The organism is Pseudomonas sp. NPDC087615, assembly GCF_044743445.1.
Taxonomy (GTDB): domain Bacteria; phylum Pseudomonadota; class Gammaproteobacteria; order Pseudomonadales; family Pseudomonadaceae; genus Aquipseudomonas; species Aquipseudomonas baetica_A.
Genome location: NZ_JBIUWM010000019.1, coordinates 67,351 through 93,873 on the forward strand (window position 1 = coordinate 67,351; position 26,523 = coordinate 93,873).

Genomic DNA, 26,523 nt, shown 5'->3' on the forward strand with positions numbered 1-26,523 from the left:
GTTTGGACTCGTTATTCGGCTCGGGCTCGCACGTGGATCGCGGCGAACGGCTCATTCTGCACCAGCTCGACCAAGGATTCCTTGACCAGTTCAAGGATCGCCATAAAGGTCACCACCACACCGAGGCGACCTTCTTCGGCGGTAAACAGCTCGACGAACGGCACGAAGCCGCCGCCCTTGAGCCGTTCCAGCACATCGCTCATGCGCTCGCGGGTCGACAGGGCCTCGCGGCTGACCTGATGGCTTTCAAACATGTCGCCACGGCGCAAGACTTCGGCCATGCACATGAGGATTTCTTCGAGTGCCACATCGGGCAACAGCTTGCGCGCCCGAGCCTGCGGGGCGTCGAGCTTGGGCACCACGACATCGCGACCAACCCGGCTCAAGCTGTCGATGCCTTCGGCGGCAGCCTTGAAGCGCTCGTACTCCTGCAAGCGGCGGATCAGTTCGGCACGCGGGTCGTCTTCTTCGTCTTCGACGGTCTCGGCCCGTGGCAGGAGCATGCGCGACTTGATCTCGGCGAGCATCGCGGCCATCACCAGATACTCGGCGGCCAGTTCCAGGCGCACCGACTGCATCAACTCGACATAGCCCATGTACTGACGGGTGATTTCCGCCACCGGGATGTCGAGGATGTTGATGTTCTGTTTGCGGATCAGATACAGCAGCAGGTCGAGGGGGCCTTCAAAGGCTTCAAGGAACACTTCCAGCGCATCTGGCGGGATGTAAAGGTCCAGCGGCATTTCCATGACCGCTTGGCCATAGACCATGGCAAACGGCAGTTCCTGCTGGGCGCCGGCCTGGGGATCGACAACGGTTTGCACTGCAGACATTCAGGCCTCGACCATGAACGGCGCGGGATCGCCGCAACCGACGCGGATCACTTCCGGATCGTCGCCGGTCAGGTCGATCACGGTGGAGGCCTTGATGCCGCCGAAACCGCCGTCGATGATCAGGTCCACTTGATGTTCCAGTAACTGACGCATTTCGTACGGATCGCTGAGCGGATCTTCATCGCCAGGCATGATCAGGGTCACGCTCATCAACGGCTCGCCCAGTTCGGCCAGCAGCGCCAGCGCAATCGGTTGGCTCGGTACGCGCAGGCCGATGGTGCGTTTCTTCGGATGCAGCAGCAGCCGGGGCACCTCCCGGGTGGCGTTGAGAATGAAGGTGTAGGGGCCCGGCAAGTGCGCCTTGAGAATACGGAAAATGCCAGTGTCGATCTTGGCATAGTTGCCCAGTTGCGACAGATCGCTGCAGATCAGTGCGAAGTTGTGCTTTTCGTCAAGCTGGCGCAGGCGTCGAACGCGCTCAATGGCGGTTTTGTCGCCAATTCGGCAACCGATCGCGTAGGAAGAGTCCGTGGGATAAATCACCACCCCGCCTTTGCGGATGATCTCGACCGCCTGTTTGATCAGGCGCGCTTGCGGGTTTTCCGGATGTATCTGGAAAAATTGACTCACATTCTCTACCTGTTCAGACGGCGGCAATAACTGTGTCATGTTTGAACCGACACCACAGGGGTGGAAGGTCCTCGGGAACCGGCCGGTACTGGCCGATCTCGGACCAGCCACCAGGGCCATGGAAGTCACTGCCAGCGCTGACCAGCAGACCGAACTCACGGGCAAGGATAGCCAGGCTGCCTACCTGTTCCGCAGGCTGATGGCCATTGACCACCTCAATCGCATGCCCGCCCGCTTGAATATAGTCGGCAATCAGCTTTCGGCGCTTGCTACGGGTGAAATCGTAGTGCCATGGATGCGCCAGGCTGACCCAGGCTCCGGCAGCACGCAGGGTGCCGACGGTGTCTTCCAGCGTTGGCCAGTGTTGCTTGACGTCACCCAGCTTGCCGGCGCCGAGCCACTTGCGAAATGCCTCGGCGCGATCCTTTACGAAACCTTCACGCACCATCCAGTCAGCAAAATGCGGACGGGCCGGTGCGTTGCCGCTGTCGCCGAGTTCCTGTTGGATCTGTCGGGCGCCATCGAGGGCGCCAGGCATCCCCTTGAGAGCAAGCTTGCGGCTTATTTCTTCCGACCGCAGCCAGCGGCCATCGTGCAATCTGGTGATGGCCTCGACCAGTGGAGCGGCGTTGACGTCGAAACCGTAGCCCAACACATGGATGGTCGCGCCGCCCCAAGTGCAGGAGAGTTCGACGCCGTTGACCAGTTGCATCCCCAACTCGTTGGCGGCCGCGCGTGCTTCGGCGAGGCCTTCGAGGGTGTCGTGATCGGTCAACGCCAGGACTCGCACGCCGTTTTCGAATGCACGCGCAACCAGAACCGCTGGCGCCAATGCGCCATCGGAGGCCGTGCTATGGCAGTGCAAATCAACATTCACGGGGAGTTGTAACCTCAAATCAGCTGGCGCTATCGCGCGCCCATATGTTTGTTATTATGCCGCCACATCCAGCTTCTGGCTCTCACTGTGAAACAATTCATCGATTTCATCCCGCTTCTGCTGTTCTTCATCGTTTACAAACTCGATCCGCGGGTCGTCGACATCGCTGGTCATGAAGTCACTGTAGGCGGCATTTACAGCGCCACCGCGATGCTGATCGTCAGCTCTCTGGTGGTATACGGCGTGCTTTTCATCAAACAGCGCAAGCTGGAAAAGAGCCAATGGCTGACCCTGATCGCCTGCCTCGTGTTCGGCAGCCTGACCCTGGCCTTCCACAGCGAAACCGTCCTCAAATGGAAAGCTCCGGTGGTCAACTGGCTGTTCGCTATCGCCTTCATCGGCAGCCACTTCATCGGTGATAGCCTGCTGATCAAACGCATCATGGGCCACGCGCTGACCCTGCCGGAACCGATCTGGACCCGCCTGAACATCGCATGGATCGTCTTTTTCCTGTTCTGCGGGGCCGCCAACCTGTTCGTCGCCTTTACCTTCCAGAGCATCTGGGTGGACTTCAAGGTGTTCGGCAGCCTGGGCATGACCTTGGTGTTCCTGCTCGCACAAGTTATTTACCTGTCCCGTCATATGCACGACACCGATACCACAACACCAAAAACCGAGGACTGACATGCTCTACGCAATCATTGCCACCGACGTCGCCAACTCTCTTGAAGCTCGCCTGGCCGCGCGCCCTGCGCACCTGGAGCGCCTGCAAGTGCTCAAGGGCGAAGGCCGTATCGTATTGGCCGGCCCGCACCCGGCAGTCGACAGCAATGATCCGGGCGCAGCGGGTTTCACCGGCAGCCTGATCGTCGCCGAATTCGACTCCCTGAGCGCCGCCCAAGCCTGGGCTGATGCCGATCCGTATATCGCCGCCGGCGTCTACGCCAGTGTGATCGTCAAGCCGTTCAAGCAAGTCCTCCCGTAGTTCTTCCCCCCACGCGATGAACCTTGTCGGTTCATCGCGTTCTCAATCGCTCATTATTCTCGTTCGTCTGCCGACAACCTGCCCAATATCCATTTGGAAACAGGTGTCGCGATGCGCAAGGGTCCGTTGTGTCTGATGTGGGTCACGTTGTCGATCATGGCGCCCGCCCATGGTGAGGAAACCACCGAAGGCGGCAGCTCCACGCCATTATCGTTAAGTGCTGGCAGCCAGATCACCGAGTTGCAACAGCGCCTCAAGGCCAGCGAGCAACAGCGAGAAATACTGAGCAAACAACTGCAAAATGCCGACAACGAACGTGAAAGCGCTCAGCTCGCCCGGTTGCGCCAGGAGAATCAGCGCCTCAAGCTGCAACTCAGGGAAGCCCAGGCCAGCCCACTGCCACGCATGCTGACCGAGCAGCAGCAGTGGTTCATTACGGGAGGGGGGGTAGCGCTATTGGCCCTGCTCTGCGGTATCTTTGCCAGTGGTGCAAGCCGAAAACGTCGGCAATGGCTAAATTGAGTGAGTCATGAGCGAGCTGTTACTTATTGATGATGACCAGGAACTGTGCGAGCTCCTGAGCAGTTGGCTGAGCCAGGAAGGCTTCCAGGTTCGTGCCTGCCACGATGGCCAGAGCGCCCGCAAGGCCTTGGCCGAAACCGCCCCGGCGGCGGTGGTGCTGGACGTGATGTTGCCCGATGGCAGCGGTCTGGAATTGCTCAAACAACTGCGCAACGATCACGCTGATCTGCCGGTCTTGATGCTCTCGGCCAGAGGCGAGCCGCTGGATCGCATCCTCGGCCTGGAACTGGGCGCCGACGATTACCTGGCCAAACCCTGCGACCCGCGCGAACTGACCGCCCGCTTGCGCGCCGTGCTGCGCCGCAGTCACCCGGCCGCCGTGTCGACTCAGCTTGAGCTGGGCGACCTGAGCTTCAGCCCGGTGCGTGGCGTGGTCAGCATCGACGAGAAAGAACTGACCCTTACCGTCTCCGAAAGCCGCTTGCTCGAAGCCTTGCTCAAGCAGCCCGGCGAACCGCTGGACAAACAGGAACTGGCGCAATTGGCCCTCGGCCGCAAGCTGACCCTGTACGACCGCAGCCTCGACATGCACGTCAGCAACCTGCGCAAAAAGATCGGCCCGCACCCCGACGGCCGCCCGCGGATCGTGGCCCTGCGTAGCCGCGGTTACTACTACAGCCTCTAGGTTTTGTCAGGTCAGCGCGAAAGCGACTTTACCCAAGCTTTACGTAGCGCTGACCGCCGCTGACCTTGATCTCCGTAATCTGAACTCATCCGGAACGTACCGGGAACGAGACAAGGAGATACACCATGCGCAAGACTCTTATCGCTCTGATGTTCGCTGCCGCTCTGCCAACTGTCGCCATGGCCATGCCGCAAGACGGTGGCCCGATGGGGGGGCCGCTCGATGGCCCACGCCACGGCGGTCAGATGCACGGCATGCACGGCAAGGGCCCGTACAGCCAACTCGACCTGTCCCGCGAACAGCGCGAGCAGATCCGCAAGATCATGGGCGAGCAGATGCACGAGCGTAAGCAAGTGGTCGACAAGTACCTGGAAAAACTCTCGCCGGCTGACCAGAAAGCCATGAAGGACGAAATGGCGGCCAACCACAAGAAAGCCGAATCCGACGTCCGCGCGGTGTTGAAACCGGATCAACAGAAGAAATTCGACGAAATCCAGAAGAAACAGGCCGAACGTCGCGCAGAATGGGCCGAATTCAAGGCCTGGAAAGCGCAACAGCCGCAAAAGGCGCAATAATGCAGTAACCCACGATCCGACGGCCAACACCGTCGGGTCTGTTGCCACTCAATTCAAATGTGGGAGCGGGCTTGCTCGCAAAGAGGCGTATCAGTCGACATCCTCAGTGACTGATCCACCGTATTCGCGAGCAAGCCCGCTCCCACATGGGCATTGCGTCTGTTCTGAGGATTTTCTGTGCGTTCATTGTTCTGGCGTATTCTCGCGAGCTTCTGGCTGGCCATCGCACTGGTTGCCGGGCTTTCCATTCTGCTGGGGCACATGCTCAATCAGGACGCGTGGATCCTCAGTCGTCATCCCGGGCTCAGTACCCTCGCCGCTGAATGGACGCAGAGCTACGAAGCCCAAGGCGAAGACGCCGCCCAGAAGATCCTCGAACAGCGCAAACGTCAGTACCACATCGACGTTCAGGTGCTGAACGAGACCGGCGACCCGGTGGTGCGCGGCACATTCCCCCGCCGCGCAGCCGCTTTCGAAGCCCGGCAAAACAACGATGACCGGCGCCTGCCATGGCGACGTCTGACCGACGAATTCACCAGTGACAAGACCGGTGACACCTACCTGTTCATCTACCGCATTCCACACCCGGAACTCGATGCCTGGCACCGCGAAAGCCTGCTCTGGCCCCTGAGCGCGCTGGGTATCGCGTTGGTAGTGCTGACCCTGTTCAGCCTGTTGGTGACCTTCTCCATCACCCGTCCGCTCAGCCGTTTGCGCGTCGCGGTGCATGATTTGGGGCAGACCACCTATCAACAAAACAGCCTTGCCAAACTGGCCAACCGTCGTGACGAGTTCGGCGTACTCGCCACTGACTTCAACCGCATGGGCGCGCGCCTGCAAAGCTTGATCGGCAGTCAGCGCCAATTGCTGCGCGATGTGTCCCACGAACTGCGCTCACCGCTGGCACGGCTGCGCATTGCGCTGGCACTGGCTGAGCGGGCCAATCCTGAGGAACGCGAGAAACTCTGGCCACGCCTGACCCGCGAGTGTGATCGGCTGGAAGCGTTGATCAGTGAAATCCTGGTACTCGCACGGGTCGATGCCGACAACGCCAGCGCTGAAGACGTCGACCTGAATGCACTGCTTGGCACCCTGTACAAGGATGCGCAACTCAGCTCGCCAGAGCAGACCGTACGCCTTGACGCCGAACCACAACTCAACATCAAAGGCTGGCCAACCATGATCGAACGCGCCGTCGATAACCTGCTGCGCAACGCGCAACGGTTCAACCCGGTGGGTCAGCCGATCGAGATGCAGGCCTCGCGTCAGGGTGAGCGGATGGTGGTGAGTGTGCGTGATCACGGGCCGGGGGTGCAGGCCGAGCATTTAACTCAATTGGGTGAGCCGTTTTATCGAGCGCCGGGGCAGACGGCGGCGGGACATGGATTAGGGTTGGCGATTGCCAAACGTGCAGCGGAGCGTCATGGCGGGAGTCTGACCCTGGCCAACCATCCTGAGGGCGGGTTTATTGCCAGTCTGGAATTGCCGTTGGTGCCGGGAGCCGTGGTGCAACCCTGATCAAAACGGTGGGCGGGCTTGCTCGCGAAGGCGTCAGGTCATTCAACAACGATGTTGAATGACACACCGCTTTCGCGAGCAAGCCCTCTCCCACATTGGCTTTCGGGATGTCAGACATTGCCCGGCCAGGCGCTGACGAACTGCGCCAGATCTACCTTCTCAGCCACGCGCGGCTCTTTCTGCGGTGTGCCAAGGTACAGGAACGCAATCACCTCCTCCCCCTCAGCCAGACCCAGGCCTTGGGCGACGTGTTTCGAATACGCCAGATCGCCCGTACGCCACACCGCACCAATCCCTTGCGCGTACGCCGCCAGCAAAATCCCGTGAGCCGCGCACCCCGCCGCCAGCATCTGCTCGGCCTTGGGATACTTGATGTGCGCCTGCAACTTCGCGATCACCACAACCACCAGCGGCGCACGCAGCGGGCCATTGCGCGCCTTGTCGATCATCGCGTCAGTGACTTCGCCTTCCTGCATTCGCGCAGCCTCGGCCAGCAATTCGCCCATCTGCTCGCGCGCCGCGCCTTCGACCGTCAGAAAGCGATACGGCTGCAAGTGCCCGTGATCCGGTGCACGCAGAGCGGCGCCAAACAGGGCTTCTCGCTGCTGCGCAGTCGGGGCCGGTTCGACCAGTCGTGGAACGGAAACACGGTTGAGCAAAGCGTCGAGAGCCTGCATCGGCCACCTCCTGAAAAAAATGTGCGGCTATTCTAGCTTCATCTGCCATCGGGATGCCGGTTTACATGCCCTGCCCCGCAGGTAGAATGGCGCCCTTCACACTACAGCCCGAGCGGACTTCATGGCGTTGCCGACCTTACGGATCATTGGTTTCATCATCGGCATCTTCCTGATCACGCTGGCCGTTGCCATGGTCGTGCCCATGGCCACCCTGATGATTTTCGAACGCACCAGCGACCTGCCATCGTTCCTCTGGGCGAGCATGATCACCTTCGTCGCCGGCCTTGCGCTGGTAATTCCCGGCAGGCCGGAACACATTCATCTGCGTCCAAGGGACATGTACCTGCTGACCGTCAGCAGTTGGCTGGTGGTGTGCATCTTCGCTGCGCTGCCGTTTCTGCTGACGCAGCACATCAGCTATACCGACTCGTTTTTCGAAAGCATGTCCGGCATCACCGCCACCGGCGCGACCGTGCTTAGCGGCCTGGACACCATGTCTCCCGGCATCCTGATATGGCGCTCGCTGCTGCACTGGCTCGGCGGTATCGGCTTCATTGGTATGGCGGTAGCGATTCTGCCGCTGCTACGCATCGGTGGCATGCGGCTGTTCCAGACCGAATCCTCGGACCGCTCGGAAAAGGTCATGCCCCGCTCGCACATGGTGGCGCGGTTGATCGTGGCCGCCTACGTCGGCATCACCGTTCTCGGCAGCCTGGCGTTATGGTGGGCCGGTATGAGCCCTTTCGATGCGATCAACCATGCCATGTCGGCGATCTCGACAGGTGGGTTCTCGACCTCCGATCAATCCTTGGCGAAATGGACGCAACCCGCCGTTCATTGGGTCGTGGTGGTGATCATGATCCTCGGCAGTCTGCCGTTCACCCTATATGTGGCGACATTGCGCGGCAACCGCCGGGCACTGATCAAGGATCAGCAGGTGCAAGGTTTGCTCGGCATGTTGCTGGTGACCTGGCTTGTGCTCGCGACCTGGTACTGGTGGACCACCAACCTGCACTGGCTCGACGCATTGCGCCATGTGGCGCTGAACGTGACGTCGGTGGTGACCACCACCGGTTTTGCCCTTGGCGACTACAGCCTGTGGGGCAACTTCTCGCTGATGCTGTTTTTCTATCTGGGTTTTGTCGGCGGTTGTTCCGGGTCGACGGCGGGCGGGATCAAGATTTTCCGTTTCCAGGTCGCCTACATTCTGCTCAAGGCCAACCTTAACCAGTTGATTCACCCGCGCGCAGTGATCAAGCAGAAGTACAACGGTCACCGCCTCGACGAAGAAATCGTGCGTTCGATTCTGACCTTTTCGTTCTTCTTCGCCATCACCATCTGCGTGATCGCCCTGATGCTATCGCTGCTCGGTGTCGACTGGATGACAGCGTTGACCGGCGCGGCCAGTACCGTGTCCGGCGTTGGCCCGGGCCTTGGCGAAACCATCGGCCCGGCGGGCAACTTTGCGACTTTGCCGGATGCGGCCAAGTGGATTCTTTCGTTCGGCATGCTGCTTGGCCGACTGGAAATCATTACGGTGTTTGTGCTGTGTATTCCGGCCTTTTGGCGTCACTGACCGCATTCGGCGCCTGCAACAGCCGCGCCCGATAATCGCCGGGCGTGGTGTCGAACCAGCGGCGGAACGCGCGGAAGAAGTTGCTCGGATCGGCGAAACCCAACAGATAGGCGATTTCCAACAAGGTCATGCTCGGTTGCGCCAGATACTGTTCGGCCAGTTCGCGGCGTGTGTCGTCGAGCAATTGCTGAAAACTCGTGCCCTCCTCCTGCAACCGACGCTGCAAAGTGCGCTGCGACAAGTGCAAGGTCTGTGCGACGGTATCGCGCTTGGGTTCGCCCTGAGGCAGCAAACGGCAGAGCACCTGGCGGGCCTTGTGGGTCACGCGACTTTCGGAAAACCGCGCCAGGTACTCTCCGGCAAACCGGTCATGCAACAGCGCCATCGCCTCGTTGGCGGTGGGCAACGGCGATTCCATGTCGGCACGTTCGAAGATCAACGCGTCGTAAGGCGCGTTGAACATCAGCGGCGCATGGAAGGCTTGTTTGTAGGGCTGCAGATCAGCCGGTTGATCGCCCTGCACCAGCACTTTGACCGGGTGCAGCGTGCGCCCGGTCAGCCAGCCACACAGGGCCAACGCACAGGCCAGCGAAGCTTCGGCGCTTTGCCGGGTCGGCGGCAGATGATCGCCGTGCACGGTCAGAATCAGCGCATAACCTTCTTCAAGCAAACGAAAACTCAGGTCGGCACTTTCGGCGATGATGCGCTGATAACGCACCAATCGCTGAAAACCTTCGGCCAGGGTATTACTCGACATCAGCGCATAACCGGCGACATGAAATGAGGCCGGCCGCACCACTTTGCCCATGTTCAGGCCGATCGCCGGGTTACCGGACAGCTCGACTGCCCGTTGCCAGAGTCGGGTCATGGAGTCTTGCGGGAAGCGCGCATCCGGATCATCCAGGGCGGTGTAATCGAGCCCCAATTGCTTGAACAGAACCCGGCAATCCAGGCCGTCCATCTCCAATGCTTTGACAATCCCCATCGCCCAGCTTGCAGAAGTCGTTCGTTCGCTCATGGCGTTATTCTTTTACATGATGGGCCGCCTGTTACGGCCCTATTTGCGAAGGATACTAAAGTGGCGCCGATTGTCACTGGCCCACCTCCATGATCACTCTAGACTCAAATAGGCTTCCCGCAGAACAACTCGTCGCCAGAACAATAAACACAGAGATCGCGGTCGTGGAAAACATCAAACATTTCAACAGTTTCGCCGAGTTCTATCCGTACTACCTCAGCGAACACAACAACAGCACCTGTCGTCGCCTGCATTTCATCGGCACGACACTGGTGATTTTTATTCTCGCGCTGACCATCGCCAAAGGTGCATGGCTACTGTTGCTGGCCCTGCCGCTGGCCGGATACAGCTTTGCCTGGGCCGGGCATTTCTTCTTCGAAAAGAACCGCCCGGCGACGTTTCAACATCCGTTCTACAGCTTGCTTGGCGACTTTGTCATGTACCGCGACATGATTCTGGGGCGCGTGGCGTTCTGAAAAAAGAAACAGTGAGGATGGCCGATGAACAACAACGCGCGCTTCACCCATATGAAGGACGGCAAGCAGGAAGACTGGGCGGTCATCGCTGCAGATTTCAGTGCCTACGCCAGACAGTTGCCGTCACGGATCATGACGCACCTGAAATTGCTCGAAGGTGACTTCGGCGGTTTTCCGGTGGATCGCCTGACGCACTCGCTGCAAACCGCGACCCGCGCTTTTCGTGACGGACGTGACGAGGAATACGTGGTGTGCGCGTTGTTACATGACATCGGTGACACCCTCGGCTCTTACAACCATCCGGACATTGCGGCAGCGATCCTCAAGCCGTTCGTCAGTGCCGAAAACCTGTGGATGGTCGAGAAGCACGGGGTGTTTCAGGGGTACTACTTCTTTCATCACTTGGGCATGGATCGACACTTGCGCGAGCAGTTCAAGGAGCATCCGCAGTTTCAGGCAACCGCCGAATTCTGCGCCAAGTACGATGCGGCGGCATTTGACCCAGCCTATGAAACCCTGCCGCTCAGCTTCTTCGAACCGATGATGGAGCGATTGTTCGCCGAGCCGAAGCACTCGATTTACAAGGCCGCGATGCAAGAACACGCCCCAGCCTGAGAACACCACAAACCAGTGTGGGAGCGAGCTGGCTGGCGAATGCGCAGTGTCAGACGACTCTACGTTGCCTGATGTGTTGCCTTCGCGAGCAAGCTCGCTCCCAGGTGGTTCTCTGTCGTTCAGGCCAATTCGGCAACTTTTGCAGCCTTGAGCTGCGCCTCTCGCGCCTGCGCATCCGCCAATCGATACAACTCGATCGTGCCATCCCAGTGCTCGATCAGCGCCGTGCACGACTCCACCCAATCGCCGCAATTGAGGTAATCCACCTCCCCCACCTTACGGATCTCGGCATGGTGAATGTGCCCACAGACCACGCCATGCAACTCGCGTTTGACACATTCATGGGCGATCGCTTCTTCAAAGTCACTGATGAAACTCACCGCCGTCTTCACCTTGTGTTTCAGATACGCCGATAGCGACCAGTAACCGTAGCCATACCGGGCGCGCCAGTGATTGAGCCAGCGATTGAGCGTCAGGGTGAATTCGTAGGCAGAGTCGCCGAGAAAGGCCAGCCAGCGGTGGTAACGGGTAATCACATCGAACTGGTCACCGTGAATCACCAGCAAATGCCGACCATCGGCCGTGACATGCACCGCCTCATCGACCAACTGAATGTTGCCCAGAATCAGCTTCGAATAGCGGCGCAAGAACTCATCGTGGTTACCGGTGACGTAGATCACTTCCGTGCCGCGTTTGCTCATGGTCAGCAGGCGGCGGATCACGTTGGTGTGCGCCTGTGGCCAGTACATACCGCCGCGCAGCTTCCAGCCGTCGATGATGTCGCCGACCAGGTAAATCTTGTCGGCATGGTAGCCCTTGAGAAATTGCGACAAGTGCTCGGCCTGGCAATCGCGCGTGCCTAGATGCACGTCGGAAATCCACAGGGTTCGTACCCGTTGTTTACGGCTGGGTTTGGCGAGCTCGGCGCTGGTCATGGGCAACCCTCTGCGATGTTTTCGCCAGAGTGCGCCCGTCCGGTTAATCGACCATGACAGGCGCGAGTCAGTCCTGTGACAGCGCACCCCGAATGCGACGGTGTAGACTGACGCCCTGCCCGGAGACCTGCCATGCGTCCGATCCTCACCCTGCGTCAGTACACCCGCGACCTGATCGTCCACAGCCACGACCACGCTCAATTGGTCTTCGGGTTGTCCGGCGCGCTGGATTTCGAGGTCGAGGGCTGCGGCAGCCAAGTGCGTCAGCAAAGTTTTGTGGTGGTCCCGTCTGGTGCCCACCACGCCTGCGACAGTCCGGGCGGCAGTCGTTGTCTGGTGATGGACATTCCTGACGGGCAATGGCTGACCGATTCGCTAGGGGAACATGCCGACGCCAGTCGCCGTTTGCTCGACCAGACTGCGCGATTATCGCTGGATTCGGGGCAGAGCCAACTGGTCAGTTGGCTGGCCAGCAGTCCGGTCAGCGATCCACTGATCGCTCAGCAAGGCGCGGTGTTGCTGCTGGCCAGCCTGAATCACGCGCAACCCGCCGAACTCAGAGCCCGCCGCCTGCCTTATGCGGCGCTCGACAGACACATCGAGCAATACGCCGCCTACCCACTTCAAGTCGCCGATCTGGCGCGGGTCGCCGGGTTGTCCAGCGCACGCCTGCATGCACGCTTCATGGCCGAATGCGGGCAGACGCCGATGGATTACATCCGCAGTCGTCGACTGCACCTGGCAGTGCAGATGCTGCGTGACACGGGACTGCCCATCGGCGAAATCGCCAGTCGCGTCGGCTACAGCTCGCAGAGTGCTTTCTCGGCCGTCGTCCTGCGAGAGTTCGGCTCATCTCCCGGCCAACTGCGGCGCGACTCCTACAACAAAAGACGCTAGTTTGCCGACAGACTTGTTGGCCGAGACACGGTTCAATAGGTCAATGAATTTGTGTTTGGATCAAGGATTGCAATGACTCCGCGTACCGCCCTCGGCGCTCTGCATATTGGTGCTTTGATGTTCGGCCTGACCGGCGTGTTCGGCAAGCTTGCCGCCGCATCGCCCGCCGTTATCGTCTTCGGACGTGCTGCTTTCGCCGTGCTCGCCTTGGCGTTTTTCGCCCGCTTCGCCAGCCAGAGTGGCTGGCAGAAACTTCAAGCCGTCGACTGGCGCCGTCTCGCTCTTAGCGGCGTGTTGCTGGCCGGGCACTGGGTGAGTTTTTTCATCGCCGTAAAAGTCGCCGGCGTTGCGATCGCCACGTTGGGCTTCGCGAGTTTTCCGGCATTTACGGTGATTCTTGAGGGACTGATCTTCCGCGAACGCATCCGCGCCAATGAAATAGTGTTAGTGGTGCTGGTCAGCATTGGTTTGGTGCTCGTGACCCCAGCGTTCGATCTGGCGAGCGGTGCAACCACCGGTTTGCTTTGGGCGGTCTTATCGGGGCTGTTGTTTTCCCTGCTGTCGCTGACCAACCGGGCCAGCTCCGGGCGTATCCCGGCGGTGCAAGCGGCGCTGTGTCAGAACGTGGTGGTGGCACTGTGTTTGCTGCCGGTCGCGGCACCGCAACTGAGCGAAGTCAGCGCGCTGGACTGGCTATGGATCGCTCTGCTCGGGGTGTTCTGCACCGGTGTCGCCCACAGCCTGTTCGTCGCCAGTCTGGCGGTGATCAAGGCGCGCACGGCGGCTGTGGTATTTGCGATGGAACCGGTTTACGGCATCACCATGGCCTGGCTGCTGTTCAATGAAAACCCGACGCTACGCATGCTCATCGGCGGCGCGCTAATCATCGTGGCTATCGTGGTGTCTGCTCGCATGTCCGGCCATGCCGACAAAAAAACCGTGGCCGCCGAGGCTGCCTCTCACTGAGTACGGTCGTTGTGGCCGAGGTCGCGGTCAGGATCAATCTGATCGCGAACCCGTTGCTTCAGCACCTTGGCTTCGGGGAAACCGCCGTCCGCCTTGCGCTCCCAGATCTGCACGCCGTCGCAAGTGATGTGAAACACCCCGCCGGTGCCAGGCACCAATGACACTTTGCCCAGATCATCGCCGAAGGTGCTGAGCAACTCTTGCGCCAGCCACGCGGCGCGCAGAAGCCATTGGCATTGGGTGCAATAGGTGATGACAACTTCTGCTTTTGCGACAGTCATGTTCGTTGAAACTCCTGAGACGAGGGCGCCGCTATAATAGACGGCTTTATTGCTTGCCCAGAGACTCACAATGCGCCGTCTGCTGTTCTGCCTGCTGCTTGGTTTCCTGCCCCTGTTCGTCCTCGCCAGCGTCCATGCCAGTGAGTCACCACGGCCAAAAGTCGGCCTGGTGCTGTCCGGCGGCGCCGCTCGCGGTCTCGCGCATATCGGCGTGCTCAAGGCACTTGAAGAGCAAGGCATCAAGATCGATGCGATTGCCGGCACCAGCATGGGCGCGGTGGTCGGCGGGCTATACGCCTCTGGCTACAAGATTGATGAGCTGGAAAAACTCGCGCTGCAGATCGACTGGCAGCAGGCACTCTCCGATGCGCCACCCCGGGAAGATGTGCCGTTCCGGCGAAAACAGGATGACCGAGATTTTCTGGTGAAACAGAAACTCAGTTTCCGCGACGACGGCAGCCTCGGTCTGCCCTTGGGCGTGATTCAGGGCCAGAATCTGTCGCTGCTGCTGGAAAGCCTGTTGGCCCACACCAGCGATACCCGCGACTTCGACAAACTGCCGATCCCGTTCCGCGCCGTGGCCACCGACATCGCCAATGGTGAAAAAGTAGTGTTCCGCAAAGGCCACCTGCCTCAGGTGATCCGCGCCAGCATGTCGATCCCGGCCGTGTTCGCACCGGTCGAACTGGATGGTCGTCTGCTGGTGGACGGCGGTATGACTGACAATATCCCGCTCGATGTGGCACGGGAAATGGGGGTCGACGTGGCGATCGTGGTCGACATCGGTACGCCGCTGCGCAACCGCAAGCAACTGAACACCGTGGTCGACGTACTCAACCAGTCGATCACCCTGATGACCCGACGCAACTCGGAAGAGCAACTGGCAGTGCTTAAACCTTCAGATGTGCTGATCCAGCCTGCGTTGGCTGCGTTTGGCGTCACTGATTTCGGCAAAGCCCAAGAGATGATCGACGCTGGCTACCGCGCGACCAGAATTCTCGACGCGCGCCTTGCCGTGCTCAAACCCAACGAACCGCAGGACGCCGAACTCAACGCCGCACGCTCGCCGGGTCAACGCACGCCGATCATCACCGCGATCAAAGTCGAGAACAACTCGAAAGTCGACGACGATGTGATCCGCTACTACATCCGCCAACACATCGGCGAGCCTCTGGATCTGGGGCGATTGCATTCGGACATGGGCACCTTGTACGGCCTCGACTACTTCGAGCAAGTGCAATACCGCGTGGTACACAAGGGCCAGGATCACACCTTGGTGATCAGCGCCCGTGGCAAACGCAGCGGCACCGATTACCTCAGGGTCGGCCTGAACCTGTCGGACGACATGCGCGGCGACAGCGCCTTCAACCTCGGTGCCAGTTATCGCATCAACGGTATCAACCGCCTCGGCGCCGAATGGCTGACCCGCGCGCAGTTCGGCGATAAACAGGAACTGTACAGCGAGTTCTATCAGCCACTGGACGTCGGCTCGCGCTACTTCATCGCCCCCTCGGTGGTGTTCGAAGCACAGAACGTCGATGCGGTGCTCGACAATGATCCGATCGCCCAGTACCGCGTCGAGCGCTACGGTATGGCCCTGAACGTCGGTCGACAGATTGGCAACAACGGTGAAGTGCGTTTCGGCGTCGGCGAGGCCTGGGGCAAGGCCGACGTGCGCATTGGCGATCAGGACCTGCCGAGTGAAAGTTTCAACGAGGGCTTCTATTCGCTCAAGTATTCCTATGACTCGCTGGACAACGTTTACTACCCCCATGAGGGCAAGGACGTCAGCCTGACGCTGCTGCAATTCGAACCGAGCCTGGGCTCGGATACGCGTTACCGGCAGTGGGAATTCAAACTCGACAAAGCCATGAGCCGCGGGCCGGATACGCTGATTCTGGGAGGTCGCTATGGCCGCACCCTCGACGACACCAACGTCGTGACGTCGAGCTTCCTGCTCGGTGGGGCGCGGCAATTGTCGGGCTTCCGCGAGGACTCGATTTCCGGGCAGAACGTGAGTCTGATGCGGGCGGTGTATTACCGCCGGCTGACACCGCGCTCGTATCTGCCGCTGGACTTCCCGCTGTATGCCGGGGCTTCGCTTGAACGCGGACGGGCATGGAACAACGACAACGAATTCGACAGTGGCTACATCAATGCGGCAAGCGTGTTCATCGGTTTCGATACGCCGCTGGGACCGTTGAATTTCAGTTATGGATTGAATGATGCGAATGAGCAGGCGGTGTATTTGAATCTGGGGCAGACGTTCTGATTCTCAAAGATTGATGGCGCCTGAAGGACCGACTTCGCGAACAAGCCGCTCCCACACTGGTTTTGTGAACACGAGCCCAATGTGGAAAGCGGGCTTGCTCGCGAAGGCGTCAAAACAATCACCCCATCAACACACTTGGTCTCAGATCAACGAATCCCCGCCAACAACGTCCGGGCCGTTTGTTTCAACGGTTCATCCCCGTCCTTGAGCAACTCGCTGAGCAACGCGATCGCACTGTCAATGTCACCGTCATCGATGCAGGTCTGCGCCTGTTCGAGTTTCCCGGCACTGGCTGCCTCGACGGGCTCCGACATGTGCAAATCCAGTGGTTCCAGTGCCGGTGACGGCTCTGGATCGCCAAACTCATCGAGAAAGTCATCGTCCAGCGGCTGCGCGTCCGACTCGGGAATCCACTCAAGCTCCGCTTCCTCGGCGGTTTCAGTCTCTGGCAACTCGAAATCCTGCGGCAACACTTGCAGGCTGGAGCCGAATGCAGATTTGCTGGTGGATGGCGGCGGCACCGAACGGGTGTCCTCGAGATCCCAACTGGAATCCATCGACAACTGATCCAGATTCAATTGGAAATCATCCTCCAGCACTGCTGGTTCGGGCGCGGCGCTGGCAACCAACGGGGCGGCTGCAGAGACCGGCGCAGGGCTCTCCAGCGCCGGATAGCGGGCACGGACATCCTGCAATTGTCGAGCGTCAAGGCCTAGCTCGCGCAAATTGCTTTCGTGCTGCTCGTACGCGGCACTATCGCCCTGCTGCCCCAGCACTTCCAGCAATTGCAAACTGAGATCGATGCGATCCGGCTCCTTGTGCAAAGCGTCGCGCAACAGTCCAACTGCTTCGCCGAGTCGGCCATAGGCCAGGTAAATGCCCACCGCCTCCAGCACATTATCCGCAGCTGGCTCATTACGATGCTCGGCAGAGACATGAGCCCTGAAAGGTTCAGTGTTTGCGGGTGCGTCCTGAACAAACTCATTGCTCAACGGCGCCAGAGGCACCAGCGGCAGCGCCACATCGCCCTGTCCCTGTTGCTGTCTTCGACGCAGAATGAACAACACAGCCAATGCCCCCAGCAATAGCAGCAGCCCTCCCAGCAATGGCCAGTTCAAACCGTCATCTGTTGACTCGACCGGTGCAGCAACCGGAGCCGGGGACACGACAGGTGCTGGCGGGGCCTTTTGCAGCTCGGCCATGCGGGTTTGCAGATCACTGATCTGCTTCTTGCCTTCGGCAATTTGCACATCTTGTGTTTGCAGTCTGGCGTTCAATTCGTCGATGGTCTTTTGCGACTGCTGGTTCTGCAGCACGCTCGCCGCCAGTTGCTCGGCCAGTGCATCGTTGACCGGCGCCGTTGCCGTTGCTGGCACAGGCGCACTTTCACGCTTGCCCTGGGCTGCCTGCGTCGGTGCGGTAACCGGTTCGACAGTGGGAAATGCAGAGGATTGCGCGCGCGGATCCGGCTCATCAGTGGCCGGGACAATACCGGGCGAGCCCGGCGGATCGATCAGCACCGTGTACTCGCGCAGCAAGCGGCCATTGGGCTGATTGAGCTGTACCAGAAAATCCAGAAACGGCTCGTTGACGGGTTTGCTGGAGGTCACACGGATCATCTGGCGGTTGCCATGCAGGATCGGCGTGAACTTGAGGTTGTTGAGAAAGAACACCCGCTCAACCCCAGCGCGACCGAATTCGTCTGCCGAGGCCAGACTCACTGAGAGATCGCTCTGGGTCAGACCGCCGACATCAACCAAGGCGATATCCGCCTTGAGCGGCTGATTGAGGGCTGAATGAACGATGATATCACCCAGCCCCAAGGCCAGCGACCAGGTCGAGTAGCCGAACACGCCTGCGACCAAAAGCCCTTTGGCGCAAACGCGCAGTACCATGTGCCAACTTGCGAGCATGAGCATCCCTTAAATAAGCAAAACCGACTTCTATGCGTTCGCACATCCGGTACGAACACGATATTGCCCAGTAGTTCTTATAGTCTGCTCAGCGCGATCTCTCAAAAAAACGGCACGAGGTTATGCCTCAAGACTTTTCCAGGTTGGCCAGAATATGACCGTGCACGCGCATGCACACCTTCAAATCCGCCTCGTCGACGCCTTCGAACAATTCGTGACGCAGTTGGGTGGCAATGGTTTCGATTTGTTCGATCAACGGCAGGGCCGGTGCGCAGAGGACAATTTTTTTCGCTCGGCGGTCTTCCATCACGGACTGGCGTTGCACCAGCCCCTGGCTTTCCAGACTATCGAGCAAGCGTGCGAGGGTCGGCCCTTCGACGCCCACGCTTTGCGCCAGCTCACGTTGGGTCGGGGCATCGTCGAAGCGCGCCAGATGCAGCAGCACCAGCCAGCGCGCCTGAGACAGACCGAGGCCCGCCAGCCGGCGGTCCAGTTCGGCACGCCAGCCACGAGACATCTGGGCCAGTTGCATGCCAAAGCGGTGTTGATCGGTTAACGGCATAAAACACTCATGATTAGACTGAAGTAATAGAGAAAAACTAATTATTAGTCAGCTAAGCATGAGCTGCAGCTATAGGCAAGTGGCGCTCTGAACTGAATCGTTACAACTGTATGGCGCTTGGCGTAATCGCCGTCTTACATTTCAAACTCAGATTGCAGCGCAGCCCGCACGCAGTAAAGGACGCCTTCCGGTACGCGACCGGCAAACAACTCGGAGATCTCGGCGACCGACGGCAACTCGCCCTCACCGTCAAGGAACGCATCCTGCACTTCGCCCATCAGATCTTCGGGCAAGTCCAGCGCCTGCTCCAGCGACAACTGTTGCTTGCCAATGGCCTCGGCCAGCATGGCGTACACGTTCTTTTCCGAGCACTGCAACTGACCGGCAATCTGCATCGGCGTCATGCCGGCGCGGGCCAGAGTGATCAGTTCGTGGCGCACGTCGGCCACCGCTTTCGGCGCCTCGACCTCGCCGCCGAGCACTTCGAGGAAGGCCTCGCCGTAACGTTCCAGTTTGCGTGCACCGACACCACTGACCCGGGCCATTTCCGCCAGCGAAGTGGGTTGGCTGCGCAGCATTTCCAACAGTGTCGAGTCGGGAAAAATGACGTACGGCGGCACACCATGCTCTTCGGCCAGTTTGCGCCGCAGGGCGCGCAGGGCTTCCCACTGCTCGCGCTCTTCGCCGCGCACCAGTTGGCTGGCCGGGCTCTTGCTGACGGTTTTGGCGGTGACTTGCGGTTTCAGGTCGCGGCGCAGCTCCAGGGTGACTTCGCCCTTGAGCAGCGGTCGGCAACTGTCGTTCAGACGCAGACCGCCATAGCCTTCGTGGTCGACATCGGCCAGACCACGCGCCACCAATTGCCGGAACAACGAGCGCCATTCACTTTCGCTCAGCGCCTTGCCGACGCCGTAGACCGACAGATGCTGATGGCCGAAGCTACGGATTTTTTCGTTGTCCTTGCCCAGCAACACATCGACCAGATGACCCACGCCATAACGCTGGCCAGTGCGAAAAATTGCCGACAACGCCTGACGCGCAGGCTCAGTGGCATCCCAGGTCTGCACACCGTCGACACAGTTGTCGCAATGACCGCAAGGCTGCGGCATGTCTTCATCGAAATACGCCAGCAGGGTTTGACGCCGGCAGCGGGTTTCTTCGCAAAGCGAGAGCATCGCGTCGAGCTTGTGCTGCTCAAGACGCTTGTGGCGCTCATCGCCTTCGGAGTTTTGCAGCATCTGCTTGAGCATTACCACGTCTTGCAGACCGTAGGCCATCCACGCATCCGCTGGCAGGCCGTCACGACCGCCGCGACCGGTTTCCTGGTAGTAAGCCTCAAGGGATTTCGGCAGATCGAGGTGGGCAACGAAACGTACGTTGGGCTTGTCGATGCCCATGCCGAACGCCACGGTGGCGACCATGATCAACCCCTCCTCATTGAGGAAGCGCTTCTGATTGAACGCACGCAGTTCGTTGGGCAGGCCGGCGTGATACGGCAGCGCCGGGAAGCCCTGCTCGCTCAAAAATGCCGCGACCTCCTCGACCTTCTTGCGCGACAGGCAATAGACAATGCCGGCGTCGCTGCGCCGCTCGGCCAGGAACGCCAGCAACTGCTTGCGCGGCTGCTCCTTGGGCACGATGCGGTAAAAGATGTTCGGTCGGTCGAAGCTCGACAGAAAGCGCTCGGCGTTCTGCAAATGCAGGCGAGTGACGATTTCTTCGCGGGTGCGTTTGTCGGCGGTGGCGGTCAGCGCGATGCGCGGCACATCGGGAAACATTTGCGCCAGTTGGCCCAGTTGCAGGTATTCCGGGCGAAAGTCGTGGCCCCATTGCGATACACAGTGGGCTTCGTCGATGGCGAACAGGGCAATATTCAAGCCTTGCAAGAACGACAACATGCGCGGCTGCACCAGACGCTCGGGCGCCAGGTACAACATCTTCACTTCGCCGCGCTTGATACGCGCCGCCAGATCACGCTGCTGCTCGGCGTTCAAGGTGGAGTTCAGCGCAGCGGCGGCCACACCCAGTTCGTCAAGGGTGGCGACCTGATCGTCCATCAAGGCGATCAGCGGCGAGACCACCACCGCCAGGCCATCGCGCAACAGCGCGGGCACCTGGAAGCACAAGGACTTGCCGCCACCGGTAGGCATCAGCACCAGCGCATCACCGCCGCTGGCCACGCGCTCAATGATTGCACCCTGACGGCCACGGAAACTGTCGTAGCCGAAGATGTCCTTGAGGACGCGTTGAGCCTGTTCGAGCATAAAAACTCCAAAAATCTACCGAAACATCCCTGCGCAGGCTGGTTCAAGACAGCCAGAGCTGCTTAAACAAAACGTAAGGGCTCGTTGCATGACGGCCGCAATACGGACAGGGATCGCAAAACGCGGCAGTATACCCGAGCACTCCCTCGCACAGGGCGCCGCTGATAAGACTCCGCCAATTAGGGCAAATCTGCCTTGCGGCTGGCTTGAGCGCGCAAGAAGGCCTAGAATTCCCGCATTATTGATTCCCCAAGGTAGCAACGTAATGTCCTTCGCTGAGCAACTGACCCGCCTGCAAGTCTTCCTCGACGCCGACGAGCTGCACGACGAGGCGCTGGATTACGTGGCCGCCCACGGTTACCTGACCGCGCTGTCGATCTGCTCCGAAGAAGTGTCGGAGCGTGAATGGATCGACGCCCTGTTCGCCGAAGAGCCGCATTACAGCAGCGACGCCCAGCGCGAAGAAATCGAAGCCACCCTGATCGGCCTCAAGGCGCACATCGCCCGTCAACTGGCGTCCGACGAAGAGTTCGAACTGCCCTGCGAACTGGATCTGGGCGAAGAGCCGGACGATTCCGAACTGCGCGGCTGGTGCATCGGTTTCATGGAAGGCGTGTTCATGCGTGAAGCGGCCTGGTTCGAAACCGCCGAAGAAGAAGTCAGCGAAATGCTCCTGCCGATCATGGTCGGTTCGGGCCTGTTCGACGAACAGCCAGAGTTCGAAGACATCGCCAAGGACGCCAACCTGATGGACGACATGATCGTGCAGATCCCGGAAGCCCTGACTGCGCTGTACCTGCTGTGCCAGGCACCCGACGAAAAACCGGCGATCCTCAAGCCACGTCACCACTAAGATCCGGCCTATGGACAACCCCATAGGCAACCGCCCCCTGATGTTGCGCTACATCTTGCTGGCCATCGGCTGGCTCAGCGTGGCATTGGGGGTGATCGGGATTTTCCTGCCTGTCCTGCCTACCACCCCTTTTCTCCTGCTCGCGGCGGCGTGTTTCGCCCGCAGCTCTCCGCGTTTCTATCGTTGGCTGGTAGAACACCCGCGCCTTGGCCCATGGATACGTGACTATCTCGATGGCAACGGCATTCCGCTCAAAGGCAAGGTCTACGCAATCGGGCTGATGTGGGCGAGCATTCTGTTTTCCTGCTATCTGGTGCCGTTGGTGTGGGCGCGTGGGTTCATGCTGACCAGTGCCGTGTTGGTGACGGTTTACATCTTGCGGCAGAAAACACTGAGCAAACCCTGATGACTGCGACTTCTCTGTAAGCAGGCGCAACACCACTCGTCCGAAAATGGCATTCACCTGTCGGATTTGACAGTAGTCAATGAGCAATAAATGGGCCTAAAACGGAACAACCCGTTTTCTTGCTCAAGTGAACGCTCATGACCTCCTTCCGACTTTTTCTGTTTCCTGCCCGCGGTGACCTTTCTGTCCCAACGTCTGAACTCTCACCCATATACGTAGCGGGCATGATTCGCTCGATCTTCAATGCCGACGGCGGTATCAACATTGCCGTGGTGGAGGAAGGGATGTTCAGCGTCATCGACCCGTACCCCGGTATGAATGAAGACGATCTGATAGAGATTTTCTGGAAAACGGAGAAAGTCCACGTATTGAAGGTAAAGCGCGAAGAGGTCAATGAACGATTGTTCTTCTTTCTGCCGACCACCGAAATCGTCCCCGGCTATGCGCAGTACCATTACGAGCTGACTCGAGCGGGACAAACGCTTCCCGATGATCCGTCTGTCGTATTGACATTGCGGGTCAAGCTCGACAGGCCCGCAGGCGATGATCGCGAGCAGCATCTTCCCTGGCACTCGGCGTTGGATATCGTCGGCCTGCCTGAGGATGTCATCAACAATGGCGTGACCAGGGAGTGGTCGGCCAAAGGCGTACCGATGACCATCAAGACGTATCCGGGCATCACGGTGCGAGATGTCATATGGGTTCGTTGGGGCGGAATTTTTCTGGAGCCCCATGTAGTGACACAAGCCGAGGTTGATGGCTCTGCGCAGATTGTAATCACTGCTTTACCTGGAGACATTCTGACTGCTGGCGATAGTTCCGCGCTGCCAATCAGTTACCAGATACATGACGAAGTCTGGAACTACTGCGAGAAGTGGTCAAAACAAACGACCGTTCTAGTAGATGCCGGTGCAGCCCGGCTAGATGAAGCCATTTTCGAAGACCACGACGATGGCGAACTGCATCTCGACCGACTGGATCATCAAGCCACCAACCTCATGATCCAGGTCAAGAACAATGACGAGTTCTCTGCGGGCGACAGGATCGCGATCAAGATCATCGGCATCGGCCCCCCGGAAACAGCGTCACGCACGCTCACCGTAGATGTGACCGTTGGCAATCCGCCTTATATCCTCAAGTTCCCGATCCCCTACGAGTTCGTGAGCCTGTTCGCAATGGGCACGCTCGACGGCTCCTACGCGCTGCACAAAACAGATGGGCCCCCACCGCTTTACTCCGAACGCGCCTTCGTCGATGTAATCGGCAACCCGGCACAGCTACCAGCGCCGACGATCAACGAAGTGCTCGGGGCCATTTTGCCGGTCGATAGCAAAGGAGCGACCGTACGCATTGCTTACCCGTCCATTGCCGTTGGGGACACCATCAACCTGATCTGGGAAGGCAGGAAATCTGACGGCACACCCTATGTGCATGAAGAACAGCACGACATCAGTAATGATGATCAGCTAGCGGGCCTCACCTATATATACGTGCAGAGTGAACACATTCTTGAGTTGGCCAACGGCAGCCTCAAACTCTATTACCGGGTGTACAACGAAGAAGCCGACCGCTATGGCATCAGCGAGTCGGACTCTCTAAGGGTCGAAATTGGCGAGTTGCGCGCAACACTGCCAGCGCCCGATGTGGAAGAAGCCAAGGATGGCGTGATCGATCCAACGCAGGTTTATACCCAGGCCCATGTGTTGGTAAAACCGGTCAACTGGGTCAAGGGCGACACCCTGACCTATCACTGGATCGGCGTCACTGCGTATGGGTCCACCCGAGGCAGCATACCGATAACCGTATTGAACGGAGATAGAACAGCGCGCTTTCGCGTGGACGCCGAATACGTCACGACCAACATTGGCTACCCAGTCACAGTGCTATACACCCTACTGCACGCTGCTACGGGAAAATACAGCTATTCGGCGCCGTTCATTGTAATGATCGGAGTACCGCTAGGCCGACTCCTGCCTCCGACGGTTACTAAGACCACCGGCGCAAGCTAGAATCCGATCGATGCACTCAACGGGGTCGACATCGAGTGCAGCTACGACACCATGGATGAAAAACTGGATCCGCTGCGCCTGTTGTGGATAGGAACGCCGGGCGCGGGAACCTCTGAAGACCTTGAAAAGCCTGCCGACGCCTCCGGTACAGTGACAATCCACCTGCCGGCTTCTGTGGTAGGTGCCAATATCCGACGGACCGTCTCGGTCAAGTACGCAGTGCAGCGTCATAACCTGTGGACGCAGTCGGACGAACTGCCTCTCAATGTTCTCGATTTCCAGGATCCTGATAAAGACCTTCCGCGGCCCGAAGTCCCGCAAGCCGACAACGGCGTTCTGGATCTCATGGAGTTTATCGGCGATGCAGACGTTCTGGTCGAGCCCTGGCCATTTATTGCTAAAGGCCAGTTCGCTTCTATCAGCCTCGAAGGTAGCACCAGCACTGGCAATTACATTATCGAGGTGCTGAAAAACCACCCGATTACCGATCAACAAGCTCTCTACGGGCTTGAAGAAACATTGCTCAAAAGCGAGCTAGTCAAACTGCTACACAGCTCCCCCGCCACGGTGAAATGCAAAGTAATCTTCGACGGCAGCACGGATGAAGCAGTTGCAATCGAGTTACCGAAACTGCCACTGATCATTCGAACACGCTATGACTATGTGACTCCAGTCATCACCAAAGTGCTGGATCCGCGCGGTAAGGAAATTCCCGAAGCCGGGTTCACCTATGACAAACGTGTGACGTTCCGGGGTACTGCCACCCGGGGCGAAAAAGTCGAGGTGAAGATCAATGATGTTCCAAAGGGAACACCTGATACGGATGCGATGTGGTCATGGGAATGTCCCGCCGACAGCCTGACCGAGGGTCTGCATACCATTACGATAAAGGCCCTGTACGACGCTGACGAACCGATTGGCAAACCGAGAACATTCACCGTCGGTATCGCTACTAAACCGAGCATTACCGAGATGAGCGATTCCAAGGGACCAGTGCCTCACAGCGGATCGACATACTCCATCAAGGCTCAAGCGCTTTATGGCGACCATCTGGAGTCTCCAGCCCGCACATTCACGGTCAAAGCGCACATCCTTCCAACGCTGACCTCTGTTCGGCACTCAGGAGGGGAACTCGGTGAAGGGCTAATAACCTACGATGCTTCTGTCACTCTGACGGGAGAAGTAACGCCTAGGTATGACGTCCAGGTCTATGACAACAAAAATCAAAAACCTATTATCGTGAGTGCTAATGAAAGAGGTACGTGGACTACCAGCCTTCCGATAGATGCCGGGCGGCATGAGGTATATGTCAAGGCACTCGCGACGGATCAGCAATCCAACTCTCGGAGTTTCACAAGAGAGATCGTCCCGCCATTATTCATAGATCCATCCCACGCGGTTTTGAGTGGCTATCTGGTCAGACACACGAACAGACCTGTCACCCATCCCCACCCGGGCACCCACCTCACGCGTACCGCAAAAGGCGGCGTACTACCTTATAGTTTCAGCACGGATACGCCCTCAAGGATTCAGGTCGACGCCATATCGGGGGAAGTGATTGGCATCCGCAATGGGGTTGGCAAAGTAATCGTGACGGATGCCAGAGGATCGACTGCCTCGTATCCGATCACGATTCAGAACGTCTGGTATATCGCCAGTTATGGAGCCACTCTTTACGACTGGGCAACCATGGAAGCTACAGCCAATAATGCCGGCGGAAAGATTCCGGCAATCGCGGACTATTACAATATGCGCGACGCCTACCATGGAGATCCGGGGCAGTATCCAAATGATTTCCACTGGACAAACGATAGACACGCCTGGGGGGCGCCTTGGTTGATTCGCCCGTCTGACGGTGTCGTGTATGGGTCAAATGACAATGGCAAGGTGGCTTGCATCGGAGTTTTGATGTCCACTTGACTTAAATCAGCGCACCTCGCAACGGCAAGAGTGATGAATGCACTTGCCGTTGCTTTTTTAACTAATACCTGACGGCGAAACTTTCCTCCTTTATGGATTGAGCCTAAATCCCTGCAGAAACTGCAAAAGGCTGCAATCTTGTGTTTTTGACGCTGCCATCCATGACCACTCGTCGGAACACCTTGCGCACCTGTCAGATCTGACAGGTGCGCCATCCTCGCCTTTGCGCCCTAATCACTCCATCGCCTTATTCAACGG

General features: G+C 58.9%; 26 protein-coding genes. 16 read left to right on the forward strand and 10 right to left on the reverse strand.

The genetic code is table 11. The annotated features are described in order from the left end of the window. Positions 1 to 11 precede the first annotated feature (11 nt). The 3 genes from ACIOU6_RS11905 to ACIOU6_RS11915 all read right to left on the reverse strand — a co-directional run bounded on the left by ACIOU6_RS11905 (position 12) and on the right by ACIOU6_RS11915 (position 2,340). Positions 12 to 710 (reverse strand): segregation and condensation protein A, encoded by a 699-nt coding sequence (locus ACIOU6_RS11905; RefSeq protein ID WP_401136446.1) that lies wholly within the window; start codon positions 708 to 710, stop codon positions 12 to 14. Positions 711 to 833: 123 nt separating this feature from the next. Beyond that, on the reverse strand, positions 834 to 1,463 hold the full coding sequence (locus ACIOU6_RS11910; protein ID WP_221732024.1) for an L-threonylcarbamoyladenylate synthase: 630 nt from the start codon (positions 1,461 to 1,463) through the stop codon (positions 834 to 836). 13 nt (positions 1,464 to 1,476) lie between these two features. Next, positions 1,477 to 2,340 (reverse strand): PHP domain-containing protein, encoded by an 864-nt coding sequence (locus ACIOU6_RS11915; RefSeq protein WP_401136411.1) that lies wholly within the window; start codon positions 2,338 to 2,340, stop codon positions 1,477 to 1,479. Between the two features lie 87 nt (positions 2,341 to 2,427). On the opposite strand from ACIOU6_RS11915, the gene ACIOU6_RS11920 reads away from it, so the two are divergent. From ACIOU6_RS11920 to ACIOU6_RS11945, 6 genes are all read left to right on the forward strand, one after another. Beyond that, a complete protein-coding gene (locus tag ACIOU6_RS11920; protein WP_221732026.1) occupies positions 2,428 to 3,024 on the forward strand; it encodes a septation protein A in 597 nt (198 codons plus the stop codon). 1 nt (position 3,025) lies between these two features. Next, the gene (locus tag ACIOU6_RS11925) at positions 3,026 to 3,325 is read left to right on the forward strand and encodes a YciI family protein (RefSeq protein WP_025110562.1); all 300 of its coding nucleotides are present in this window, start codon (positions 3,026 to 3,028) and stop codon (positions 3,323 to 3,325) included. A 111-nt stretch (positions 3,326 to 3,436) separates the two neighbouring features. After that, entirely contained in the window at positions 3,437 to 3,847 is a 411-nt protein-coding gene (locus ACIOU6_RS11930) for a translation initiation factor 2 (RefSeq protein WP_221732027.1), read from the forward strand. A gap of 7 nt (positions 3,848 to 3,854) precedes the next feature. Next, the gene (locus ACIOU6_RS11935; RefSeq protein WP_016771129.1) at positions 3,855 to 4,532 is read left to right on the forward strand and encodes a response regulator transcription factor; all 678 of its coding nucleotides are present in this window, start codon (positions 3,855 to 3,857) and stop codon (positions 4,530 to 4,532) included. Positions 4,533 to 4,657: 125 nt separating this feature from the next. Beyond that, the gene (locus tag ACIOU6_RS11940; RefSeq protein ID WP_095187815.1) at positions 4,658 to 5,107 is read left to right on the forward strand and encodes a Spy/CpxP family protein refolding chaperone; all 450 of its coding nucleotides are present in this window, start codon (positions 4,658 to 4,660) and stop codon (positions 5,105 to 5,107) included. A gap of 177 nt (positions 5,108 to 5,284) precedes the next feature. Next, the gene (locus tag ACIOU6_RS11945; RefSeq protein WP_401136415.1) at positions 5,285 to 6,625 is read left to right on the forward strand and encodes a sensor histidine kinase; all 1,341 of its coding nucleotides are present in this window, start codon (positions 5,285 to 5,287) and stop codon (positions 6,623 to 6,625) included. A gap of 110 nt (positions 6,626 to 6,735) precedes the next feature. Here ACIOU6_RS11945 and ACIOU6_RS11950 read toward each other — a convergent pair whose 3' ends face one another. After that, entirely contained in the window at positions 6,736 to 7,302 is a 567-nt protein-coding gene (locus ACIOU6_RS11950) for a nitroreductase family protein (protein ID WP_221732029.1), read from the reverse strand. 121 nt (positions 7,303 to 7,423) lie between these two features. On the opposite strand from ACIOU6_RS11950, the gene ACIOU6_RS11955 reads away from it, so the two are divergent. Beyond that, positions 7,424 to 8,878 carry a TrkH family potassium uptake protein gene (locus ACIOU6_RS11955; protein ID WP_401136418.1) on the forward strand — a complete coding sequence of 485 codons (1,455 nt, stop codon included), beginning with the start codon at positions 7,424 to 7,426 and terminating at the stop codon, positions 8,876 to 8,878. On the opposite strand, the gene ACIOU6_RS11960 is transcribed toward ACIOU6_RS11955, so the two are convergent. Continuing rightward, the gene (locus tag ACIOU6_RS11960) at positions 8,835 to 9,896 is read right to left on the reverse strand and encodes an AraC family transcriptional regulator (protein ID WP_221732031.1); all 1,062 of its coding nucleotides are present in this window, start codon (positions 9,894 to 9,896) and stop codon (positions 8,835 to 8,837) included. The genes ACIOU6_RS11955 and ACIOU6_RS11960 overlap by 44 nt on opposite strands. A gap of 164 nt (positions 9,897 to 10,060) precedes the next feature. Here ACIOU6_RS11960 and ACIOU6_RS11965 point away from each other — a divergent pair, with 164 nt between their 5' ends. Then, on the forward strand, positions 10,061 to 10,372 hold the full coding sequence (locus ACIOU6_RS11965) for a DUF962 domain-containing protein (RefSeq protein ID WP_221732032.1): 312 nt from the start codon (positions 10,061 to 10,063) through the stop codon (positions 10,370 to 10,372). Positions 10,373 to 10,396: 24 nt separating this feature from the next. Next, on the forward strand, positions 10,397 to 10,987 hold the full coding sequence (locus ACIOU6_RS11970; RefSeq protein WP_401136422.1) for an HD domain-containing protein: 591 nt from the start codon (positions 10,397 to 10,399) through the stop codon (positions 10,985 to 10,987). Positions 10,988 to 11,106: 119 nt separating this feature from the next. Here ACIOU6_RS11970 and ACIOU6_RS11975 read toward each other — a convergent pair whose 3' ends face one another. Then, positions 11,107 to 11,922, reverse strand: coding sequence for a UDP-2,3-diacylglucosamine diphosphatase (locus tag ACIOU6_RS11975; RefSeq protein WP_047600027.1), 816 nt, complete (start codon positions 11,920 to 11,922; stop codon positions 11,107 to 11,109). Between the two features lie 132 nt (positions 11,923 to 12,054). Here ACIOU6_RS11975 and ACIOU6_RS11980 point away from each other — a divergent pair, with 132 nt between their 5' ends. Next, a complete protein-coding gene (locus ACIOU6_RS11980; RefSeq protein WP_221732034.1) occupies positions 12,055 to 12,819 on the forward strand; it encodes an AraC family transcriptional regulator in 765 nt (254 codons plus the stop codon). A gap of 72 nt (positions 12,820 to 12,891) precedes the next feature. Then, positions 12,892 to 13,785, forward strand: coding sequence for a DMT family transporter (locus tag ACIOU6_RS11985; protein WP_221732035.1), 894 nt, complete (start codon positions 12,892 to 12,894; stop codon positions 13,783 to 13,785). Here ACIOU6_RS11985 and ACIOU6_RS11990 read toward each other — a convergent pair. After that, positions 13,779 to 14,066, reverse strand: a complete 288-nt coding sequence (locus ACIOU6_RS11990) for a SelT/SelW/SelH family protein (RefSeq protein WP_093442622.1) — start codon at positions 14,064 to 14,066, stop codon at positions 13,779 to 13,781. The genes ACIOU6_RS11985 and ACIOU6_RS11990 overlap by 7 nt on opposite strands. A 70-nt stretch (positions 14,067 to 14,136) precedes the next feature. Here ACIOU6_RS11990 and ACIOU6_RS11995 point away from each other — a divergent pair, with 70 nt between their 5' ends. Beyond that, on the forward strand, positions 14,137 to 16,338 hold the full coding sequence (locus tag ACIOU6_RS11995; protein ID WP_221732036.1) for a patatin-like phospholipase family protein: 2,202 nt from the start codon (positions 14,137 to 14,139) through the stop codon (positions 16,336 to 16,338). A 146-nt stretch (positions 16,339 to 16,484) separates the two neighbouring features. On the opposite strand, the gene ACIOU6_RS12000 is transcribed toward ACIOU6_RS11995, so the two are convergent. The 3 genes from ACIOU6_RS12000 to recQ all read right to left on the reverse strand — a co-directional run bounded on the left by ACIOU6_RS12000 (position 16,485) and on the right by recQ (position 21,077). Continuing rightward, on the reverse strand, positions 16,485 to 18,251 hold the full coding sequence (locus tag ACIOU6_RS12000) for a FimV/HubP family polar landmark protein (protein WP_401136428.1): 1,767 nt from the start codon (positions 18,249 to 18,251) through the stop codon (positions 16,485 to 16,487). Positions 18,252 to 18,378: 127 nt separating this feature from the next. After that, positions 18,379 to 18,813 (reverse strand): MarR family transcriptional regulator, encoded by a 435-nt coding sequence (locus ACIOU6_RS12005; protein WP_221732038.1) that lies wholly within the window; start codon positions 18,811 to 18,813, stop codon positions 18,379 to 18,381. 134 nt (positions 18,814 to 18,947) lie between these two features. Then, positions 18,948 to 21,077, reverse strand: a complete 2,130-nt coding sequence (gene recQ, locus ACIOU6_RS12010) for a DNA helicase RecQ (protein WP_401136431.1) — start codon at positions 21,075 to 21,077, stop codon at positions 18,948 to 18,950. A gap of 265 nt (positions 21,078 to 21,342) precedes the next feature. Here recQ and ACIOU6_RS12015 point away from each other — a divergent pair, with 265 nt between their 5' ends. From ACIOU6_RS12015 to ACIOU6_RS12030, 4 genes are all read left to right on the forward strand, one after another. Next, positions 21,343 to 21,930, forward strand: coding sequence for a YecA family protein (locus ACIOU6_RS12015; protein WP_221732040.1), 588 nt, complete (start codon positions 21,343 to 21,345; stop codon positions 21,928 to 21,930). Positions 21,931 to 21,940: 10 nt separating this feature from the next. Next, entirely contained in the window at positions 21,941 to 22,336 is a 396-nt protein-coding gene (locus ACIOU6_RS12020; RefSeq protein ID WP_401136434.1) for a YbaN family protein, read from the forward strand. Between the two features lie 224 nt (positions 22,337 to 22,560). Continuing rightward, entirely contained in the window at positions 22,561 to 24,345 is a 1,785-nt protein-coding gene (locus tag ACIOU6_RS12025; protein WP_401136437.1) for a hypothetical protein, read from the forward strand. A gap of 51 nt (positions 24,346 to 24,396) precedes the next feature. Then, a complete protein-coding gene (locus tag ACIOU6_RS12030) occupies positions 24,397 to 26,265 on the forward strand; it encodes a hypothetical protein (protein ID WP_401136440.1) in 1,869 nt (622 codons plus the stop codon). Positions 26,266 to 26,523 lie beyond the last annotated feature (258 nt).

What these genes read in the sequence shown, in the direction of transcription:
- ACIOU6_RS11970 (WP_401136422.1), top strand. Translation starts at nt 10,397, where the DNA reads ATGAACAACAACGCGCGCTTCACCCATATGAAGGACGGCAAGCAGGAA.
- ACIOU6_RS11985 (WP_221732035.1), top strand. Translation starts at nt 12,892, where the DNA reads ATGACTCCGCGTACCGCCCTCGGCGCTCTGCATATTGGTGCTTTGATG.
- ACIOU6_RS11955 (WP_401136418.1), top strand. Translation starts at nt 7,424, where the DNA reads ATGGCGTTGCCGACCTTACGGATCATTGGTTTCATCATCGGCATCTTC.
- ACIOU6_RS11990 (WP_093442622.1), bottom strand. Translation starts at nt 14,066, where the DNA reads ATGACTGTCGCAAAAGCAGAAGTTGTCATCACCTATTGCACCCAATGC.
- ACIOU6_RS11930 (WP_221732027.1), top strand. Translation starts at nt 3,437, where the DNA reads ATGCGCAAGGGTCCGTTGTGTCTGATGTGGGTCACGTTGTCGATCATG.
- recQ (WP_401136431.1), bottom strand. Translation starts at nt 21,077, where the DNA reads ATGCTCGAACAGGCTCAACGCGTCCTCAAGGACATCTTCGGCTACGAC.
- ACIOU6_RS11960 (WP_221732031.1), bottom strand. Translation starts at nt 9,896, where the DNA reads ATGAGCGAACGAACGACTTCTGCAAGCTGGGCGATGGGGATTGTCAAA.
- ACIOU6_RS11925 (WP_025110562.1), top strand. Translation starts at nt 3,026, where the DNA reads ATGCTCTACGCAATCATTGCCACCGACGTCGCCAACTCTCTTGAAGCT.
- ACIOU6_RS11940 (WP_095187815.1), top strand. Translation starts at nt 4,658, where the DNA reads ATGCGCAAGACTCTTATCGCTCTGATGTTCGCTGCCGCTCTGCCAACT.
- ACIOU6_RS12025 (WP_401136437.1), top strand. Translation starts at nt 22,561, where the DNA reads ATGATTCGCTCGATCTTCAATGCCGACGGCGGTATCAACATTGCCGTG.
- ACIOU6_RS12030 (WP_401136440.1), top strand. Translation starts at nt 24,397, where the DNA reads ATGGATGAAAAACTGGATCCGCTGCGCCTGTTGTGGATAGGAACGCCG.
- ACIOU6_RS12000 (WP_401136428.1), bottom strand. Translation starts at nt 18,251, where the DNA reads ATGCTCGCAAGTTGGCACATGGTACTGCGCGTTTGCGCCAAAGGGCTT.
- ACIOU6_RS11975 (WP_047600027.1), bottom strand. Translation starts at nt 11,922, where the DNA reads ATGACCAGCGCCGAGCTCGCCAAACCCAGCCGTAAACAACGGGTACGA.
- ACIOU6_RS12015 (WP_221732040.1), top strand. Translation starts at nt 21,343, where the DNA reads ATGTCCTTCGCTGAGCAACTGACCCGCCTGCAAGTCTTCCTCGACGCC.
- ACIOU6_RS11950 (WP_221732029.1), bottom strand. Translation starts at nt 7,302, where the DNA reads ATGCAGGCTCTCGACGCTTTGCTCAACCGTGTTTCCGTTCCACGACTG.
- ACIOU6_RS11995 (WP_221732036.1), top strand. Translation starts at nt 14,137, where the DNA reads ATGCGCCGTCTGCTGTTCTGCCTGCTGCTTGGTTTCCTGCCCCTGTTC.
- ACIOU6_RS11980 (WP_221732034.1), top strand. Translation starts at nt 12,055, where the DNA reads ATGCGTCCGATCCTCACCCTGCGTCAGTACACCCGCGACCTGATCGTC.
- ACIOU6_RS12020 (WP_401136434.1), top strand. Translation starts at nt 21,941, where the DNA reads ATGGACAACCCCATAGGCAACCGCCCCCTGATGTTGCGCTACATCTTG.
- ACIOU6_RS12005 (WP_221732038.1), bottom strand. Translation starts at nt 18,813, where the DNA reads ATGCCGTTAACCGATCAACACCGCTTTGGCATGCAACTGGCCCAGATG.
- ACIOU6_RS11935 (WP_016771129.1), top strand. Translation starts at nt 3,855, where the DNA reads ATGAGCGAGCTGTTACTTATTGATGATGACCAGGAACTGTGCGAGCTC.